Source organism: uncultured Photobacterium sp. (genome assembly GCF_947039875.1).
GTDB lineage: Bacteria > Pseudomonadota > Gammaproteobacteria > Enterobacterales > Vibrionaceae > Photobacterium.
Genome location: NZ_CAMRAN010000036.1, coordinates 1 through 19,501, shown reverse-complemented (window position 1 = coordinate 19,501; position 19,501 = coordinate 1). Strand labels below are relative to the sequence as shown.

Annotated in this window: 20 protein-coding genes; 8 read left to right on the top strand and 12 right to left on the bottom strand. The window is 39.3% G+C overall.

All coding sequences use genetic code 11. The features are described from left to right. Positions 1-70: 70 nt before the first annotated feature. The 3 genes from Q0V26_RS12830 to argA all read right to left on the bottom strand — a co-directional run bounded on the left by Q0V26_RS12830 (position 71) and on the right by argA (position 2,231). Positions 71-610 carry a disulfide bond formation protein B gene (locus tag Q0V26_RS12830; protein ID WP_297482055.1) on the bottom strand — a complete coding sequence of 180 codons (540 nt, stop codon included), beginning with the start codon at positions 608-610 and terminating at the stop codon, positions 71-73. A gap of 9 nt (positions 611-619) precedes the next feature. Further along, the gene (locus Q0V26_RS12825; RefSeq protein ID WP_297482053.1) at positions 620-775 is read right to left on the bottom strand and encodes a DUF5993 family protein; all 156 of its coding nucleotides are present in this window, start codon (positions 773-775) and stop codon (positions 620-622) included. A gap of 127 nt (positions 776-902) precedes the next feature. Next, positions 903-2,231: an amino-acid N-acetyltransferase gene (gene argA, locus Q0V26_RS12820; protein WP_297482051.1), complete on the bottom strand. Its 1,329-nt coding sequence runs from the start codon at positions 2,229-2,231 to the stop codon at positions 903-905. A gap of 495 nt (positions 2,232-2,726) precedes the next feature. On the opposite strand from argA, the gene mltA reads away from it, so the two are divergent. Both mltA and tcdA read left to right on the top strand, forming a co-directional pair. Further along, positions 2,727-3,860: a murein transglycosylase A gene (gene mltA / locus Q0V26_RS12815; protein ID WP_297482048.1), complete on the top strand. Its 1,134-nt coding sequence runs from the start codon at positions 2,727-2,729 to the stop codon at positions 3,858-3,860. A gap of 117 nt (positions 3,861-3,977) precedes the next feature. Continuing rightward, complete coding sequence (gene tcdA / locus Q0V26_RS12810) at positions 3,978-4,787, top strand: tRNA cyclic N6-threonylcarbamoyladenosine(37) synthase TcdA (protein ID WP_297482046.1); 810 nt, start codon at positions 3,978-3,980, stop codon at positions 4,785-4,787. A gap of 100 nt (positions 4,788-4,887) precedes the next feature. Here tcdA and csdE read toward each other — a convergent pair whose 3' ends face one another. Together csdE and csdA are read right to left on the bottom strand one after the other, a co-directional pair. Next, on the bottom strand, positions 4,888-5,325 hold the full coding sequence (gene csdE / locus Q0V26_RS12805; RefSeq protein WP_297482043.1) for a cysteine desulfurase sulfur acceptor subunit CsdE: 438 nt from the start codon (positions 5,323-5,325) through the stop codon (positions 4,888-4,890). Between the two features lie 20 nt (positions 5,326-5,345). Further along, entirely contained in the window at positions 5,346-6,566 is a 1,221-nt protein-coding gene (gene csdA, locus Q0V26_RS12800; protein ID WP_297482041.1) for a cysteine desulfurase CsdA, read from the bottom strand. Between the two features lie 365 nt (positions 6,567-6,931). On the opposite strand from csdA, the gene Q0V26_RS12795 reads away from it, so the two are divergent. Genes Q0V26_RS12795 through rlmM form a run of 4 tightly spaced genes read left to right on the top strand, consistent with a single transcriptional unit; the run spans position 6,932 to position 10,034 of the window. Beyond that, positions 6,932-7,846, top strand: a complete 915-nt coding sequence (locus Q0V26_RS12795) for a transcriptional regulator GcvA (protein ID WP_297482040.1) — start codon at positions 6,932-6,934, stop codon at positions 7,844-7,846. Further along, positions 7,833-8,519, top strand: coding sequence for an alpha/beta family hydrolase (locus Q0V26_RS12790; protein WP_297482038.1), 687 nt, complete (start codon positions 7,833-7,835; stop codon positions 8,517-8,519). The genes Q0V26_RS12795 and Q0V26_RS12790 overlap by 14 nt, the downstream gene beginning before the upstream one ends. A 14-nt stretch (positions 8,520-8,533) precedes the next feature. Further along, positions 8,534-8,938 (top strand): DUF423 domain-containing protein, encoded by a 405-nt coding sequence (locus Q0V26_RS12785; RefSeq protein ID WP_297482036.1) that lies wholly within the window; start codon positions 8,534-8,536, stop codon positions 8,936-8,938. A gap of 10 nt (positions 8,939-8,948) precedes the next feature. Continuing rightward, positions 8,949-10,034, top strand: coding sequence for a 23S rRNA (cytidine(2498)-2'-O)-methyltransferase RlmM (gene rlmM / locus Q0V26_RS12780; protein WP_297482035.1), 1,086 nt, complete (start codon positions 8,949-8,951; stop codon positions 10,032-10,034). 80 nt (positions 10,035-10,114) lie between these two features. On the opposite strand, the gene xni is transcribed toward rlmM, so the two are convergent. The 5 genes from xni to queF form a co-directional block, all read right to left on the bottom strand. Further along, entirely contained in the window at positions 10,115-10,894 is a 780-nt protein-coding gene (gene xni, locus Q0V26_RS12775; protein WP_297482034.1) for a flap endonuclease Xni, read from the bottom strand. A 77-nt stretch (positions 10,895-10,971) separates the two neighbouring features. Continuing rightward, the gene (ppnN, locus tag Q0V26_RS12770) at positions 10,972-12,345 is read right to left on the bottom strand and encodes a nucleotide 5'-monophosphate nucleosidase PpnN (protein WP_297482032.1); all 1,374 of its coding nucleotides are present in this window, start codon (positions 12,343-12,345) and stop codon (positions 10,972-10,974) included. Positions 12,346-12,569: 224 nt separating this feature from the next. Continuing rightward, the gene (locus tag Q0V26_RS12765) at positions 12,570-14,123 is read right to left on the bottom strand and encodes a GGDEF domain-containing protein (RefSeq protein WP_297482012.1); all 1,554 of its coding nucleotides are present in this window, start codon (positions 14,121-14,123) and stop codon (positions 12,570-12,572) included. A gap of 132 nt (positions 14,124-14,255) precedes the next feature. Further along, on the bottom strand, positions 14,256-16,535 hold the full coding sequence (locus Q0V26_RS12760; RefSeq protein WP_297482011.1) for a GGDEF domain-containing protein: 2,280 nt from the start codon (positions 16,533-16,535) through the stop codon (positions 14,256-14,258). Between the two features lie 122 nt (positions 16,536-16,657). Further along, positions 16,658-17,509, bottom strand: coding sequence for an NADPH-dependent 7-cyano-7-deazaguanine reductase QueF (gene queF / locus Q0V26_RS12755; protein WP_297482009.1), 852 nt, complete (start codon positions 17,507-17,509; stop codon positions 16,658-16,660). An 86-nt stretch (positions 17,510-17,595) separates the two neighbouring features. On the opposite strand from queF, the gene syd reads away from it, so the two are divergent. Both syd and Q0V26_RS12745 read left to right on the top strand, forming a co-directional pair. After that, entirely contained in the window at positions 17,596-18,150 is a 555-nt protein-coding gene (gene syd, locus Q0V26_RS12750; RefSeq protein ID WP_297482008.1) for a SecY-interacting protein, read from the top strand. 3 nt (positions 18,151-18,153) lie between these two features. After that, entirely contained in the window at positions 18,154-18,930 is a 777-nt protein-coding gene (locus tag Q0V26_RS12745) for a Zn-ribbon-containing protein (protein ID WP_297482006.1), read from the top strand. Between the two features lie 39 nt (positions 18,931-18,969). Here Q0V26_RS12745 and Q0V26_RS12740 read toward each other — a convergent pair whose 3' ends face one another. Together Q0V26_RS12740 and Q0V26_RS12735 are read right to left on the bottom strand one after the other, a co-directional pair. Beyond that, positions 18,970-19,242, bottom strand: coding sequence for a hypothetical protein (locus Q0V26_RS12740; RefSeq protein WP_297482005.1), 273 nt, complete (start codon positions 19,240-19,242; stop codon positions 18,970-18,972). Positions 19,243-19,267: 25 nt separating this feature from the next. Then, positions 19,268-19,498 carry a DUF2789 family protein gene (locus Q0V26_RS12735; protein WP_297482085.1) on the bottom strand — a complete coding sequence of 77 codons (231 nt, stop codon included), beginning with the start codon at positions 19,496-19,498 and terminating at the stop codon, positions 19,268-19,270. Positions 19,499-19,501 lie beyond the last annotated feature (3 nt).

Here is a 19,501-nt window from a genome sequence, read left to right as displayed (position 1 = left end):
TTGTATAGATAACAAAAAACGCCAGCATATAAGAGATATAAGTTGGCGTTTTTTGTAATGTTTATATTTGCTAATTAAATAACCAATAGGTTACTGGGTTATCAGGACATTGATAAGGACCACATTCAATAAATGTCGATACCACGTTAACCACAACTGCAAAAATAGCCAGTAAGCATACAAACTTACCAAAGCCATTCATTTTATAATCGTCATTATTCCAATTTTTATTCCATAGTAGTTGTAATACAGCAACACCAACGATGGTAAGACAAAAGATAATAAACGCCCAAGTATAATAATGAATACCAAATACCGGACTACCAAATCCTGGCGTACCGGGAATGACGTGCAATGACACTTGGCGTAATGCAGTCGCGGCGCCAAAGAGTGCACCTATAATTAACACACCATAGTGGCGTTGTTGGGGGCCATAAATGACGTTAAGCATAAAGCCAAACATCACCATCATGAAGCCTAAGCGTTGTAATAAACACAGGGGACACGGTAGTTCATTAAGTACAACTTGAAGTACCGAGGCCATTAATAAAACGAAAGTGATCCCTAATAGGCCTAACGTATTGAGTAGTGCAACATTTTTATTATTCATGCATCCCCCTTAGAGTAAAATAGATAAGGAATCTGTTGCATGGTGATGGAACCAATACAGCCCCAAAACAACAGTGATAGCAAAAATAATATAACTGATATTTTTTTTACCAGTAAACGCGCAGAGCATTGCAACGAATACAAGTAGAAATAATAAACTCATCATAAGTAATTATTTAACCTTTCTTTTGTATGTATAGTAATTATTGTTGTTACATTAAAGTGACTAACTTTAAAAACACTATACATCACAGAATAATCAATTAACACTTTGTTGCAGATTTAAATGTTTATTAGGCTATATTCGTTATAAGTATTTTAGAACGACGTTGATAATTATAGAGATCTTTTTTTATCATCGGTAATTGCTCAATATCACATTCATAAAATCCTTGCTCTCTAAACCAATGCACACTGCGGGTGGTGAGGACGAATATTTTATTAAGATCACTATCGCGAGCTTGTTGACACAATTTATTAAGCAATAATACCCCTCGATCACCATCTCTAAAGTCAGGATGAATCGCAACACATGCCATCTCGGCCATTTTTTCATCAGGATAAGGATAAAGAGCAGCGCAACCAATAATAAGATTATCAAGTTCTATGACGGTAAATAGGGTGATTTCACGCTCTAGTTGTTCACGAGAACGGCGAACTAAAATACCTTCAGCTTCTAATGGTTGAATCAAATCTAGAATTCCACCAATATCATTAATGTTAGCGCGACGTATTTTCTCTGCGTTTGACATCACAATCTGAGTACCAATTCCGTCAAGTGAAAACAGTTCTTGAATGAGTGCCCCATCTTGTTTATAGCTCAATAAATGGCTGCGAGGTACGCCAGCATGGCAAGCAGTAATTGCACCTCGAAGAAAGCGAGCTGTACCTGATTGTTGTTCATCATGATCGATCAGCTGCTGTAATACCTGTTCTGCGTCATGCGGTAATAACTCTGAAATAATGTCATTGTTGTTATCAATGACCCCTTGCTCTGAACAAAAGCCAATTAATTTATCAGCCCGTAATCGAATCGCGACCTGAGTGGCAATTTCTTCTGAGGTGAGGTTAAAACATTCGCCTGTCACCGAACTGGCAATAGGGCCGAGTAATACGATTGCCCCTTGCTCTAACTGGCTGGTTATGGCGCTGTTATTAATTCGGCGTATTTTACCACTATGGCAAAAATCAATGCCGTCATCGATCCCCAGCGGCTGCGCAATAATGAAGTTGCCGCTAATGACATTGATTTGAGATCCCGCCATCGGGGTATTATTAAGTCCCATTGAAAAACGAGCGGTGATATCCAGTTGAAGTTGTCCAGCGGCCTGTTTCGCTATCTCTAGACTGTGTGCATCAGTGATTCTGATCCCTTTGTGATAAGGGCTATCATAATGTTGCTGATTTAAGAGGGTGGTTATTTGTGGCCGAGCGCCATATACCATCACAATATGAATACCTAAACTGTGCAGCAATGCTATATCGTTAACAATATTGGCAAAGTTGGGATCAGCAATGGCTTCGCCCCCAACCATGATCACCATGGTTTTTCCTACATGGGCATTTAAGTAAGGGGCTGACTGACGAAATCCTTTTACTAAAGGGGTCTTACGTGTATTCACAAGTGATATCCATATCTATGTTTAATTTATAACCAATAAATTAAATCAATTATGTTGTTTGCGCAGCATTTAAATATGATTTGACCAAAATTAGTAATAATCATTATCTGTGCTTAAATATTCATATCAGCTATTGCTGGTATTTATGTGTAATAGCTTATTGTGTGAGTTGTAGTTCGGTTATGAAGGGCATTTTTAAAAGCGTAGTCGCTATTTTATTTATATGAAGAACAAGTATCTATTAGATGGTAATTACGCTGTTATTGGGTGGGGGTTTAACGCTTACAGTATATTTCATTCTTTCAATGGAACTTTTGTTCACCACTCTTACTCTTAGATCTTTTGATGGCGTTATGTCATTTATCTGTAGATTCTTTTAAATAATTACTTATTTTTAGATGGTGTTTGTTAGTATTAGCATCCGTTTGCTGCTTTATAAAAGTGAGCGAGCTATCTCTTTTACATTTTTATAAAACTTTTGTAGGTTTATCTATCGTGTTACGTAAAGCAACAGTTGCAATTATTCTTTTTAGCTTGGTGGGGTGTTCATCTCCAGAGAGTACGACAACGGAAAAACCGAGCTTAGCAGTCGCTGGTAATCCGCTAGCACATCAATATTTAGGTCAGCATTTTGACCATGTTTTAAATAAAGTTTCACACGTTGAATCAAATAAACCCCATGATTACAGTACATTTGCTCCGCAGGCAAAAATGGTTACTTCGCGTTCATCGTCAATGGCGCGTAAATTTGAACCTTTGTATAAACAAGTAGAAAATTGGGCTAAGCACAGTGGTAATCCAAGCACGCTAGCTAAATATGGTATTCAAGCAGCGCAAATGGGGGGGGCTAATGGCGCAGGTAATGTGATGTTTACGGGCTATTATTCGCCAGTGATTGAATTACGCCATAAACCAACCGGTGTCTTCCGTTACCCAATTTATGCAATGCCAACTTGTAAAGGGCGTTGTCCTTCACGTGAACAAATTTATAATGGTGCGTTGAAAGGGAAAGGGTTAGTGCTGGGTTACAGTAAATCCATGCTTGATGTGTTTATGATGGAAGTACAAGGCAGTGGTTTTGTTCATTTTGAGGATAATAACCAGCTGCAATATTTTGGTTATGCGGGTAAAAATGGCCATCGTTATGTCAGTATTGGTCGCGTATTAATCGATCGTGGTGAAGTGCCTAAATCAAAAATGTCACTGCAAGCGATTCAAAACTGGGTCGCTAACCACAGTGAAAGTGAAGTACGTGAACTATTAGAGCAAAATCCATCATTTGTGTTTTTCTCTCCACGTAAAACATTAGATGTGAAAGGTAGTGCCGGTATTCCATTATTAGCCAATGCGGCAGTAGCTGCAGATCGTAAATATATTCCAATGGGGTCAGTATTATTAGCCGAAGTACCACAACTCGACGCGAAAGGTAACTGGACGGGTAAGCATGTATTACGCTTATTATTAGCACTTGATACAGGTGGTGCGGTAAAGCGTAACCATCTTGATTTATACCATGGTAAAGGTAAACAAGCTGGTACTGATGCTGGCCACTATAAGCATTTTGGCCGAGTATGGCGTTTAGGTCTTAAAGGCACAGCAACTCAAGATCCGTGGTTAATGCCAAGATAAGAGTGATAGTCAAAGAGATCGCCATGGTGATCTCTTTGCTCTGACTGGACAATTGTTTTGAGAGTGCGTATAAAAACGCACTCTTTGTTTATCCACCTCAAGCAGTGTAGAACCAGTATGCGTGAATTAGATACCCCAGCATCCGATAGTTATAACCAACGTTTTGGCGGCACTCGTCGTTTATATGGCAACAGTGAAGTTGAAATCCTTCGTGCTGCACATGTGTGTGTGGTTGGTATTGGTGGTGTTGGCTCATGGGCAGCAGAAGCGTTAGCGCGATCTGGCGTTGGTGAGTTAACCTTAATTGATATGGATGATGTCTGTGTAACTAATATCAATCGTCAAATTCATGCGCTGACTGGCACTATTGGTCAAAGTAAAATTGAAGTAATGGCCGCGCGTATTCAATTAATTAACCCAGACTGTAAAGTTAATTTAATTGATGATTTTATTAGTCCTGAAAACCAAGCGCAGTATTTATCAAAAGAATTTGATTATGTATTAGATGCGATTGATAGCCTTAAAGCAAAAGCCTCATTATTGGCATATTGTAAAAGTAATAAAATTAAAGTTATTACCATTGGTGGCGCTGGTGGACAAACAGATCCTACTCAAATTCAAGTCACTGATTTAACTAAAACGATTCAAGATCCATTGGCTAGAAAATTACGTGAAACATTGCGTCACCACCATAACTTCACTAAAAATGCTAAGCGTAAATTTGGGATTGATTGTGTTTATTCCACTGAGCATTTGAAATATCCCCAAGCAGATGGTTCTGTGTGTGCGATAAAAGCGACGGCTGAAGGACCTAAACGTATGGATTGTGCCAGTGGTTTTGGTGCTGCAACTGTTGTAACGGCAAGTTTTGGCTTTGTTGCTGTGGCACATATTATTAAGAAGTTGATTGAAAAACATCGTCAATAATATGTCGTCTACACGATAATAAAGACAAAAAAGCGGATCACCATTGGAATCCGCTTTTTTGTATCTAATTGGCAAGAAGAGGTGTTAATTCGGTGGAATATTAGTGCGCAAGCTGTTTGATTTGTTCGACAATCGCTTTTAAACCATTGCCTCGAGAAGGGCTCAGGTGGGTAATTAGGCCTAAGTTATCAAAGTAGGTATCGATATCAAAAGCGTCAATTTCTGCCGCTGTTTTACCATTATAAGCGGCTAATACTAAAGTAATTAAGCCTCGCACAATACGTGCATCTGAATCAGCGATAAAATAATAGTGATCATCAACTACTTGATGATGTAACCACACTTGTGATTCACAACCGCTGATTTTAAGTTGATCTTGCTTATAGCTGTCATCCAGTTGTGGCAGTTTCTTACCAAGTTGAATAACGTTACGGTAGCGATCTTCCCATCCTGTTGCGATTTGCATTTGGGCAATAATATCAGTAGTGGTGATCTCAGAGCCAAAAGGGTGCTGAGGAAGCGTCATAGTGGTGGTCATGTTGTTTTCCTTGGCTGTAACTATAATAAATCACAGGCTTTATGCAGCGCTACAATAAATCGCGCTACATCTTGTTGATCATTATAAAGGGCTAATGATACTCGTAATGTTCCTGTTAAGCCTAGCGCATCTAACATTGGATGAGCACAATGGTGGCCAGCACGCAGGGCAATATGCTGTTGGTCGAGTAGCGTAGCGATATCTTGATGATGGACACCATCGACAACAAAAGAAAATAAGCTTGCGTGAGGCTGAAGGCCAATAATACGTAGTCCGTCAATATTCTGAATGCCATCTAAAGCTTGTTGACGTAAATTAGCTATGTGTTGTTCTGCGCCTTGGCGGTCAATACTTTGTAGCCAATTAATGGCTGCAGCAAGCGCTAAGCTACCAGCAACATTGGGGGTGCCCGCTTCAAATTTCCCCGGTAAACCCGCATAGCTAGTACCATTAAATGAGACTTTATCGACCATTTTTCCACCGCCATGCCAGGGTGGCATCGTTTCAAGCAGTGCTTGTTTACCATAAAGTGCTCCAATACCTGCTGGCGCATAAATTTTGTGCCCTGAGAAGACATAGAAATCGGCATCAAGTGCTTGAACATCCACAGCTTCATGTGCAATCCCTTGCGCGCCATCAACCACAACGACTGCGCCATAGTGGTGAGCAGCAGCTATCATTGATTCAATCGGATTGCGAGTACCTGTGACATTGGTGATATGAGCAACAGCTACGATTTTGGTTTTATTTGATAATAAACGCTGATAAGCATCGATATCCAAGGTGCAATCTTGATTCATCGGAATTTTAACGACTTTAGCGCCAGTTTGTTGTGCGACCATTTGCCAAGGTACGATATTGGCATGGTGTTCAAGTTCACTGACTAAAATCTCATCTCCTGCTTGTAAATGGGTGCGAGCGTAGGTTTGTGCAATAAGATTTAAAGCTTCAGTTGCACCACGAGTCCAGATGATTTCTCTTGGGCTGGCAGCACCAATAAAGTGTTGTACGGTGGCACGTGCTTGTTCAAAAGCGAAGGTTGCATTGGCGGTTAAGCTATGGCTACCACGATGGACATTGGCATTATAACCACGGTAATAATGAGTTAGCGTATCGATAACAATCGCAGGTTTTTGAGCCGTGGCTGCACTGTCTAAATAAACCGCTCGCGGTGCGACATCTGAATGTTGCAAGGCTGGAAATTGGGTTTGAATTTGTTTGATATCGAATGGTATGGTCATAGCTAGTCACATTACAGAAATTTGAATTATCGATGATGCTAATAAATGCGAGGAAGAGCAAGTGTTGCGGTGATTTTAAACCAATAAAAAAATAGCACTGCGTTGGGGCGCAGTGCTAACAATTACTTTGACGCATAAGTCAAAATACAGGAAGTAAAGAGGTAGATAACTACCGATCCGGCAGGATCCGGACAATATGCAAACACAACATCGTAATATCAATTCAGCGGTTAGCCAGAGGGCAAAACACAAAATGTTCATCGACACTACGGAACGAATGATAGGGTTTATATAGCACTTAAACAATGGACAATTTATAATGTTTGAGATGAAAAAAACTAATGCATTAGAGAGCCTCGAAAAGTATGTCAAGACGTTTACCGCCACTTAATTCATTGAAGGTATTTGAAGCTGCCGCAAGGCATTTAAGTTTCACACGTGCAGCCGAAGAACTGTTTGTTACTCAAGCCGCAGTTAGCCATCAAATTAAAGCCTTAGAGGAATTTCTAGGGTTAAAGTTATTCCGTCGTCGCAATCGTTCATTGCTGCTAACTGAAGAAGGGCAAAGCTATTTTCTTGATATTAAAGATATCTTTTCATCTATTTCAGATGCAACTGATAAGGTACTTGAAAGAGGCTCTAAAGGCGCATTAACCATTAGTTTACCTCCTAGTTTTGCTATTCAATGGTTAGTGCCAAGATTAACCGATTTTAATGAACAACATCCTGAAATTGATGTGCGAATTAAAGCGGTTGATCTTGATGAGGGATCACTGACTGATGATGTGGATGTGGCCATTTATTATGGTCGTGGTAATTGGTCGGGGTTACGCGCTGATAAACTGTATCAAGAGTTTATGATGCCTGTGTGTTCACCAATGCTATTAGTTGGAACGAAGCCATTACGCACTATTGAAGATTTAAAATTGCATACGTTGCTGCATGATACTTCTCGTAAAGAGTGGAAAAACTATGTTCGTCACTATGACGTGAAAGACGTTAACGTAAACCAAGGGCCGATATTTAGTCATTCGACCATGGTATTGCAAGCAGCAGCTCACGGCCAAGGTATTGCATTAGGCAATAATGTATTGGCGCAACCGGAATTAGAAGCCGGACGATTAGTGTGTCCGTTTGATGAAATTCTAGTGAGTAAAAATGCATTTTATTTTGTGTGTCAGGAAAAACAAGCAGACACTGGTCGTATTCAAATTTTCCGCGATTGGATTTTAAATAAAGCCCGTAAAGAGCAAGAGGATATGCCTGATGTCATTGAATAAGTGTGAATATCTACTTGATGGCCCTGATGCTGAACACGCAATAGCGACGTTTTTATTTGCTCATGGTGCTGGTGCAGGGATGGATCATGCCTTCATGACGACGGTTGCACAGGGGTTAGCGGCACATAATATTCAAGTAGTGCGGTTTAATTTTCCTTATATGATCAAACGTGCAGAGGACGGTAAAAAGCGTCCGCCAGATCGCCAACCTAAATTATTACTCGATTTTCAAACCCATATCGAACAGTTTGATAATGGCAAGTTAGTCATTGGCGGTAAATCAATGGGAGGACGAATGGCAAGTTTGATGGTGACGGATATTGCAGCCCAAACGCCACTAGTTAATAACTGTGCAGCGAAAGTTCGCGGTGTTGCTTGCCTTGGTTTTCCTTTCCATCCGCCAGCAAAGCCTGAAAATTATCGTGGCGATCATCTTGCAACCATCACGGTTCCTACTCTTATTTTACAAGGTGAACGCGATACCTTTGGAGTTCGTAGTGAAGTAGAGCAGTGGCCTTTTTCCGCTCAAGTGCATTATCAATTTTTAGTTGATGGTGATCACGGCTTTAAACCACGTAAAGCATCAGGGCATACTGAAGCTGAAAATATCACTATTGCAATTGAAGCCTTAGCGGCCTTTATTAAAAATAGTGTTGATAGTGAAGTAGCATAGTTAGAGGTGTACTAATGACTATTGAGTTAACCGAAAAACAGTGTCATCAATCACGATTTATGTTGATGTTTGCGGCATGTAGTGGCGTGGTAATGGTGGCGTTGGGGGCCTTTGCTGCTCATGGATTAAGCCACCGCTTAGCACCGCATTTACTCGATGTGTTTAAAGTTGGGGTTCAATATCAAGCGTGGCATACCTTAGCATTATTAGGTTGTGGAATATTGTCACGCTTTTTGCCATCAAAAGCGTTATCATACGCGGCGTTGTTTTTTGGCCTTGGTATAATTTGCTTTAGCGGCAGTTTATATGCATTGGCTTTAACCAGCATTAAATGGTTTGGTCCCATCACCCCGATGGGCGGAATATGTTTTATTATTGGCTGGGTGATGCTTGCAATCGCCACCTGGCGTTCAGCTTGAGGGTTTCAACGTGAATCAAGTTTTATTGTACTGTCGTCCTGGCTTTGAAAAAGAATGTGCCGGAGAGGTTCAAGACAAAGCAAATACGCTGGAATTGTTTGGTTTCCCTCGGGTGAAAAACAATTCAGGTTATGTATTATTTGAGTTTTACCAAGCCGGTGATGCAAATAAATTCATTCAATTGCAGCCATTTTCGCAGTTGATTTTTGCTCGTCAAATGTTTGCAACATCAGCAATGCTAACGGGTTTACCAACAGAAGATCGTATTTCACCTATTTTAGATGTTATTGGTGAAGACTTCCCAATTTGTGGTGATTTACGTATTGAAACGCCAGATACTAATGAAGCAAAAGAACTGCTGAAGTTCTGCCGTAAATTCACGGTGCCACTACGTCAAGCAATGCGTAAACGTAATATTTTATACGTTAAAGATAACCATAAAAAGCCAGTGTTACATGTGTGCTTTATTGCTCCTGGTTGTTGTTTTGTTGGCTATTCTTACCCACAAAATAACTCACAATTTTTTATGGGTATTCCTCGTCTTAAATTCCCTGCCGATGCGCCAAGCCGTTCAACGTTGAAATTAGAAGAAGCATTTCACGTGTTTATTCCTCGTGAGGAGTGGGATGAACGTTTAGCACCGGGTATGTGGAGTGTTGATTTAGGTGCTTGTCCGGGGGGGTGGACGTATCAATTAGTGAAGCGTTCGATGTTCGTTCACGCGATTGATAACGGTACTATGGCGCAAAGCTTAATGGATACTGGCCAAGTTAAATACCATGCAGTTGATGGTTTTAAATATGAGCCTGCACGTAAGAATATTACGTGGATTGTATGTGACATGATTGAAAAACCCGCTCGTGTAGCACACCTTATTGGTGAATGGTTAATCAAAGCATGGGCCAAAGAAGCTATTTTTAACCTTAAATTACCAATGAAAGGTCGTTATGACGAAGTGCTACAAGATATTGAAAATCTAAAAGTACTGCTGATTAAAAACGGTGTGAAGTTTAAGCTGCAAGCGAAACATTTGTATCATGACCGTGAAGAAATTACGGTGCATATTCAACGCTTAGATAATCGCTCTGCATATTAATTTGCAGGTAGTGTAGCGAGTGATTATTAACGCCATCCTTTTGAGGGTGGCGTTTTTTTATCACTAGTATTTACACATCATTAATTCTGAGTGGCATCGTGATAACGAATATCTTGCAAATTAAAGCCAAGTTCTAAATCAGTCTTTAGGCTTGCCACTGCTTTGGATGCACGAGCGGTCTCTTCATTACCGGTGATTTTTTTTTGCCATTTAGGGGCAAGATCAGTGGCAGTGAGAATCGCGTCAAGATTAGGGTAGAGGCTTAATAATTCCACTGCTGCTTTAGGACCAATACCTGCAACACCAGGAATTTTACTGGAACTGATACCTGCTAATCCCCAATAGTCGGTTAGCAGCTGTGGTTTAACACCATATTCTTTTTCAATAAAAGGGCTATCAAGCCAGCGTTGCTGAAAGTAATCACGAATACGTAACGTCGGTTGTAGTAACTGACAATAGCCTTTGTCAGTTGAAACAATAGTGACCTGTTCACTGCGAGAGGCGACTTTTAATGCCAAGGTTGCCACTAAATCATCGGCTTCATCGCCATCAGATAATAATGAATCAATGCCCATTGTCATAAATGCATCTTGAATGCTATCCATACCAGCTAATAGTTCTAGTGGCATCGGTTTACGACCTTCTTTGTAGTGTGGCAGTAATTCTGCTCGCCAACCTCGGTCATCACTATTATGGTCAAACACTGCCACAATATGGCTCGGTTCCGTGCTATTAATTATTTTCTGTAATGCCTGACAACATACTCTTGCGGTGTTGTCGACATCGGGTTGCCCCGGTTGCGCGGCATGAACACGGCGAATAAGGTTTAATGCATCAATAATAACAAGGTGAATAGCCATAAATAAATTCTATGTAGATGAATAAAAGGAGCACTTAGGCTCCTTATTGTACGCAAAACTGTAATCAAATAACGATATTATTTTGACTGTTCGTGGCTATTAACGATTTCATAACACGGCTCATATTTACTGCCGGGCAATTTCATGCGTTGTTGTTCCACAAAATTTTTGAGGAGTTTATCCATGCGTTGCATTAGGACTTTATCGCCATCAATTTTAAAACGACCATAACGTTCGATTTCATGAATGCCTTCTTCTTTGACATTTCCCGCCACGATACCTGAGAATGCTCGACGTAAATTAGCCGCCAGTTTTTCTTTCGGTTGATCCATGTGTAAATCTAAACTAGCCATGGCTTTATGTGTTGGTGCAAATGGCATTTGGAAATCTTCAGGGATCGTCAGTGACCAGTTAAAGCAATAAGCATCACCAGTGGCTAAGCGGTGTTCTTTTACACGTGCCATTGACGCTTTCATTACTTGTGCAACTTCAGCAGGATCACCAATAATAATTTGATAATGTCGGGTTGCAGCTTCGCCTAACGTGTTACGAATAAAATCATCTAGGGTACGGAAATAAGCTTCACTTTCTTTGGGGCCTGTGAGAATCAATGGTAGTGGTTGTTCTGCATTATTGGGATGCATCAAAATCCCTAAAATATAGAGCAATTCTTCTGCAGTGCCAGCTCCTCCTGGGAAAATAATGATGCCATGGCCCACGCGAACAAAGGCTTCTAACCGTTTTTCTATGTCGGGTAAAATAACCAGTTCGTTGACAATTGGGTTTGGTGGCTCTGCGGCAATAATTGACGGTTCAGTTAAACCAATAAAACGGCTGCCAGAGTAACGTTGTTTAGCGTGACCAATAGCAGCACCTTTCATTGGTCCTTCCATTGCGCCCGGTCCACAACCAGTACAAACATTAAGTTCACGCAAGCCCAGTTCATTGCCGACTTCACGAGTGTATTGGTATTCAATTGGGTTAATTGAGTGGCCGCCCCAGCACACGATAATATTGGGATCTTCACCTGCATGTAGGGTACGAGCATTGCGTAACAGACTAAATACGAAATCGGTAATATGGGGGGCGCTAGCAAGATCAATATCATTTCGACGTGCGATATGCATATCGACATAAATGATATCGCGTAACACTGAAAACATGTGTTCTTGAATGCCACGAATAATACGACCATCAACAAAAGCATGTTCTGGTGGGTTCACCAGTTCGATTTTAATACCACGTTCACGACGTAATAAATTAATCGCAAAATCGAGGTGTTTCTCAAGCAATTCTTTGGAATTATCAGTATGACTGCCCGAGTTTAAAACCGCGAGTGAACAGTTACGATATAAGCGATATAAATCACTGGATGCTGTTGCTTTTAGACTGTCGGCTTCTATTTGTGATAATAGGTTCATAGCGCCGATAGGGCTGATATGCGTAATCATAATAACCTCCCTGGTAATGATGAAATAGCATGTTCATTTATTAATATAAGGCAGAAGACAAGGTGTATTCACCACAGGACTGGTGCAAAAATCAAATAAAGAACAGTAAGATAAAATTATTTTATATGGTTACCATACACAGTGATTTTATCTTTGACCAGTAAATGATAGTAATAATATAAGCACCCAGTAATGAAATGGATACGATAGTTGAGGGTAATTAATCATTGATGAATAACGCTATTACTGCGCTGAACTTGGCTGTGACGAAGGGCGGTTTCAATACGCTGAATGACATTTTTAGGCGTGTCATGATTGTTGAAAAACGAAGAGCACATCGACACTGACATCGTAATACTCTGACCTTTAAAATGTAGTGGTAATTGAGTAATTGCGGTTCGAATATCATTCATTAATTGCTGACACTGTTGCTGATCAATATCGGTCATTAGTAAAACGAAGGCATCTTCATTAAAGCGCGCAATAAAATCTGTCGAATTTAATTGTTGGCTAATAGTTTGCGCGATAATTTTAAGCGCTTTATCACCTGCATGATGGCCATAATCATTATTTAACTGGGTAAAGTTATCGATATCAATCAGTATTAAAAGTAATGGATTTTGATAGCGCAACCAACGCTGATATTCATGTTCAATACGATCATTAAATGCGCTACGATTATAGGTTAAGGTTAATTTATCTCGAAAAATATTTTGTTCTTGTTGGCTTAATCGTTGGTGATAACTATACGTTTGTTGTTGTAATTGCTGCACTTTATTATCGTTATGGTTTAACTGTTCAATTAACGCTTGTTCCCGCTGTTCTAGTTGGCTATTACGCAGTGCTAATTGTTGTAATTCATGGGTAATATTTGCCCATGATGAAGTGTCGATTGCTGGCGAATTGTTAATCTTAAGTTCTTGATTAATATTTGAGACAATCGTTGATATGCCGCTGTTAAAATCACGTCGATGTTGATGTAGCACAGAAAAAGAACTAGCCGTTTGGGCGGTGTTTTTTTGGAGTGAGGCTAAATCACTATTTAGAGTGTTTAGAAATTGTTGTGATGCGTAACGCTCGTTATGGGTACCTGAGACAATAAGACGTAAAACTTGGACTAATAAAGCCAATAGTGCAGATTGATCGACGCCTTGTACTAATTGATTACGAATAGTAAATAGCTGCTGCCCTTGCTCATTAGTAAAGTCTATTTCGGTGATAAGTTGTTGTAATTCTGCTACCAACTCAACGCTAAAATGGTGAAGATTATCTTTAGATAACGAAGACTTATTATTAGCTGTTATTAATTTGATACTGCGTTCATATAGCTCAAGTAAGCGAACTATACGTTGATGATTATCTAATAATGTTGATGGTTGTTGGTTGAACAGATGATCTAAATCTTGTAGTAATGACACGGGTAAATCTTGGTGTTGTATCAGAGTATGACCACGTTGATTAATCTGTTGTTGTAAATGGTGATTTTGATGTTGGATCATATCAGCTTGTTGAATAACAAGTCGTTCAACAATCGCTAATCGAGGAATAAGACGACTAATCTCTAACGGTTGTTCAAGATCATGGGTTATGGATTGCAATGTATTGTCGAGTTCATCATCAATGCCTCGACAGGCAATGGTTAATCGAGTGATTAGACGTTTTAATATCACAATTTCACGCCGCGATTTTAGGTTGGAATCACGGTAAGAAAGTTGAGCGCGATCTAATTGTTGTTTTAGAATGTTAACTTCAGCAACAATTGTACTGATATCTGTCATCGGCTATGCATCTGTGTTAGTACGATTAAAAGTCATTTAATTCATAATGTTACTATTATTTTAAAAATATGCTATCAAAAACAAAATACAATAGTTAGTGAAATTTTACAAAATAATGAACTATTTATAGATTTAATTGATGTCTTTGTTAGACTTGTGATCGTAGTTCCAGATTATTTCACTATTAGTTGAACTGCGTACTTTTACTAATCCCTTTGCTATACCTTCAATACAAGAGCGGCGTATATTATCGCTCACAAAACTAGCAGCAGGGGCTGCATCTATCGCGCATAAGTGAACCCAGTGACTACCTGACTGTTTATTATTAAGGCTAATACCTGCATCAACAGCCATCAGTAAAATATCAATTAATTCTTGGTCATTAATTGCAGTATATGAGCGCGGTAAAAATGGGTATTCTGCCATGCCTATTTGTAATGAATTCTCAATACCCAATGGTAAAGTATAATTATCAATTAACTGTTGGATTGAGTCGGCAAGTTGTTTAGGATCACAGCTCAAGCGAGAATTTGGCTCTATATATAAAAACATAGCATCGGAAAAGTGATAAATACGAGCAGGTTCTAATACTTGCTGTTGTAAATAATTACCAAAGTCTTTCTCTGCAGCAAGCCCTTGTTGATAGCCTTTCTCTAACGAAATATGTTTTAAAAAGGAGACTTCAAATAAGGCAAATCGTAACCGATCGCTTAACGGTTCGTTAATAATTTCCCCAAGATGCCATTGTTCGAAGTTATCGCTACTTTGCTGAAGCGAATTAGCTAGACGTGCATTTAGCATGCGTAGATTGCGTAATCCACTGCGGGGATGAGTATAGTAATCGGTAGTTAATTTTGTGAGTTGTTGTTTTAATTGTTTATTAATATGTTGGCGACGCCATAACAGCAATAGCATAACTACTAGCCCTCCCGTTAGAGCTAAAGATATTTGTTGTTGTTTATAGAGTGCATTTTTATTAATAAATTGTTCACGCTCCATTTCTTCAAGTTTAAGTGAACGTTCCATCATTTTTTGTTGTTGTTTAAACACTTCGGTATTGCTTTTGGTCGCGTTTTTTTGTTTGACAACATACAGTTGTTCGTAGCGACGTTGACTGAGTAAAGCGTTGTAGTAATCATTCTGCTTTTCAAACGCTTTTGATAATATTGATTCACCTAGCAATTGTAAATTTGTTGCACCAATACGACTTGCTGAAATTAACCCTGCTTGCAATGAGGTAATGGCATCGTCTAAGGTCCCTTTTTCTAACTCTAATTGCCCTTGTAGAATTTGGCTTTTGGCGACAATATTTTCATTTCCACTTTGAAGGGCAAGATTGCGTGCTTGAACAATATATTGCTCTGTTTTGGGGTAGTTATATAAATGCAAATAAACCCGTGCAATATTCAAGCGTAAACTAGCGGAACGGACATCGTGTTTTAACTGATTCTCTTGGTCGAGAGCATTAAAATAATGTACTAATGCAAGGTTATAGCGTCCTTGTTGCTCATAGATAGAGGCAATTAAAGTCAGTGTTTTGGCTAATTGTTGAGTGCGTTTATAACGTTCGAAAAATTCGCCAGCTTGAGTGGCATGTTCTAATGCTTTATCAAACACGTGGCGTTCTTCAAATAGTTGAGCTAATTCGTAATTAGCACGAGCAATTTGGGGTTGGTCTTCATTTTCGACCGCGAGCCAGTAACCACTTAATAAGCGATCAAGCGCCATATCATAATGGTGATGACGTAAATAATGCTGACCTAATGTGAGCTGATAATTAATGGTTTCATCTTTATCGTCAAATGCGGCTAGATATCCTTTGGCTTTGATAAATAATTTTTCAGCTGTTTCATCATTGCCTAAGCTTGATTCAATCCGTGCGCGTAGCATGAGTGATTGATATTTTAATTCTTGCAGTTGGCTGGTGAGTTTTATTGGCGGTGAATGTTTTATGTCAATGCTAAGGGTATTCAGCATTTTTAATGCTGTTGCACTATTACTTAAATTAATCCAGTAAAATTGAGCCAATAAAATACGACTTTCAAAGACACTGAACATAAAATTATTGTTAAGGGCTGTTTTTTCAGCTTTTTTAATAATGTTAATTGCTTGTTCTGGTCGTTGTAAAAGAGATAACGCTTGGGCTTGGAGTTGTAACGCATTAACAGTGTTAAGTGGAGTACGTGTTGAATGATCGGCTTCACCATTCAGATGAACACGAGAGGGGTCCTGAGGTTGGCTCAGACGTCGTTTTTCAAGATAGCTTTTGGTGATAGTGAGCGTTCGCTCTGGTTGATTAACTAATAAATTGTGTGCTTCTGTGAGGATCTGCGAACTATAAAGTTTTGCTTGAAGATCAAATGACGTTGTTAATAATACTAATCCAGAAATAAATAGGCCACGAAAATTCATATAATCTCAAAACAGCAGAATAACACACAAGATAGTATTGATTTTACTGGGTTAATATATCAAGTCCAGCAAAGTAAAGATTTTTTGCCGGACTTAATGTTGAATTCGTCGTGAGGATCTAATTACTGACGTGCGAGACGGAAATTATCACTTGGGGTTTTGCCCATATTGGTACGGTATGGATTAATATCTAAACCACCGCGACGAGTATAACGCGCATAAACAGTTAATAATTCTGGCTGGCAGAAACGCATAATATCGTTAAAAATACGCTCAACACATTGTTCATGGAATTCATTGTGATTACGGAATGACACGATGTAACGCAATAATTTTTCACGATCAATACGATTACCTTTATAGGCAATACGAACACTGCCCCAATCGGGTTGATTAGTGATTAAGCAGTTTGATTTTAAAAGATGACTATGAACAATTTCTTCGACGATATCGTTATTATCTGCAGCACGTTCAAGGTATTCAGGCTTGAAACTGTAGTCACTAATTTCAATATCTTGATCGTCAATACATTCGCCAAAGAAATTAACAATCGGTTGATCATTAAAATCAGTGAGAGGTTGAATAGTGACGTCAACATCTTCACCAGCACAACGTGATAAATCAATTTGTAGTGTATCTGCAATATCTTGCCAGCTATCAAAACGAGTTTGATTGAAACTGTTAAGGTATAGTTTGAATGATTTTGATTCGATAAGATTAGGGCTTGATGCGGGTAAACGTACTTCACCAATCGCAACTTGTGGTAAGCCTTTATTATTGAGCCAAGATAATTCGTATAATGTCCAAATATCATAGCCAGTAAATGGCAGTGCATCATCGCTGATATTAATATCGGTACGGTTTAAGCTTCTTGGCACTGGTTGCAGTAATGATGGATCATATTGATCCTTATATTCTGTCTTTTTGCCAAGGGTTAAACCTGCTAATTCTTTAGCGTCTTTATATTTACTCATACTGTCTATGACACTCTTGGATTAGAATAGATGTCCGTCGAAACGGTTTAAACCTAAAGTTTACTGAATCTTTTATGAGGTTGCGAATGAATCATCCTGTTACCTGCGCTTTATCTGATTTTTCTGCTCGTTATTTACAAGCATGGTGTGATGCAGATCGCGGTTTTCCCGAAAGTGAACATTTAGTGGGTCTTATATCACCCTGTGTTATTGCGGATGATGGCCAAAATGTAACTTGGAAACCCATTCAACGTCAGCCTATTATTGGTTTAGATGGGGTTGAAAAAGGTATGGATTTATTACTCCATAGCGATATCAATGCTTTTTATGGATCACAATTTAGTGGCGATATGGGCGCAATGTTTGGTGATTTATCGTTAGATTTATTACAAGCATTTAATGACGACGATATTGATCGTTTACAACAAAATATTCTTGGGCACTTGGTGACTCAACGTCGAATGAAACTAAAACCAACGGTCTTTATTGCGGCCTTAGATGATGAATCAAAAGTCATTTCTATTTGTAATATGACCGGCCAAGTGGTGTTAGAAACATTGGGTAAAGATACTCGTCAAGTGTTAGCAAATGATGTAGTGATGTTCTTACAGCAATTGCAGCCATTAGTGACCGAGGTATAACACGTGTTTGTTGTTGAGTTACAATTTGAATGTTTTGATAATACGACTTTATCGCAAGTTGATTCCGCTATTAATGGCTTAATGGATGCATTGCGCTATAACGGTCAAGCACTTGGACGTGAATTTCCTGTTGTTATTGATGATGGTATTTTTCGAGTGAGGGTCGTGTGTCCTGAAAAAGAAAGTCTTCATTCGCGTTTTAATAGCCCGCAAGTCAATCAATGTTATGAGCAATTAACGAATGCGTGTTTGCTTGCGCCTAAAATCAAAATATTAGGGGTTGATCTTAATTCAGATTCAGTCGCTGAAAGCTTTTCACCCTCATGGCAAGTGCTTTATACCACTTATGTTCATAGTTGCTCACCACTTCGTAGTGGTGATACGTTGCTGCCTATCCCGTTATATCAAACAGGGGCAACGATGAATGATGATTATAAAGCAATCATTAAATGGCAAACCGAATGGCAAGCTTTTGATGAAATTCAAATGGCTATTAAAAGTCCAACTGCTGTGAGTATGGCATTGGCTGAAATTGGTGCTGTAGACAGCGAGTTATTTGTGCGTGGACGCGAATTATGCCGTCATATTGAAACGACCACCGAGGTGCCAACGTATTATTATCAGTACCGTGTTGGTGGTGAAAGCAAAGTGGCTGAATTAGCGCGTCGATGTCCAAGTTGTGGAGGAGAATGGCGAGTACCAGAAGCACTGCATGGCTTGTTCCATTTTAAATGTGATCGATGCCGAATTGTGTCTAATATGTCGTGGAATTTTCAGTAATAATTAAAAAAGCACCTTCAATTAGGTACTTTTTTATTATTAGCGATCAGCTTCTAATCGCGCTAAACGTGTTGAAAGTGCCAGTACTTGCTGTTCAAGTTGTTCAAGGCGTTGCTCGGTCGTTAATTGCTGCTGTTGCTTTTCTATATGCGGTACTTTGGCATTTTTTTGCCATGCTTGTAGCGCTTTGATGATGACAGGAATAGGCAATGGTGTGGTGAGGCGAGCTTTAATTAACGCTGTCGATGGTTGTTTATTTTCAGCGACTAAGCTTGCTATTGCCTGCTCTATTTCTTGAGTGATGGTTGACATCATGGTTCCTTGATAAATATTGTACTTATTTTCGAAGTAAAGTGTCTAGTTGGTCAATCACTTCACTCCAATCAGCATCTTGTTGTTGAGCTTCATTAATAAATTGTTGTTGAGCGAGAGTAAAAAAGGCGGCATCAGCTAATTTTTGTGAGGGCGCTAATGTATGTGTGTATAAGAAACGCTCAATAAATTCGGTTGAGTTATCTAAGCCTAATTGACTGAATAAATTAGCCAAATTATGGTTGAATGCTTCCATCTC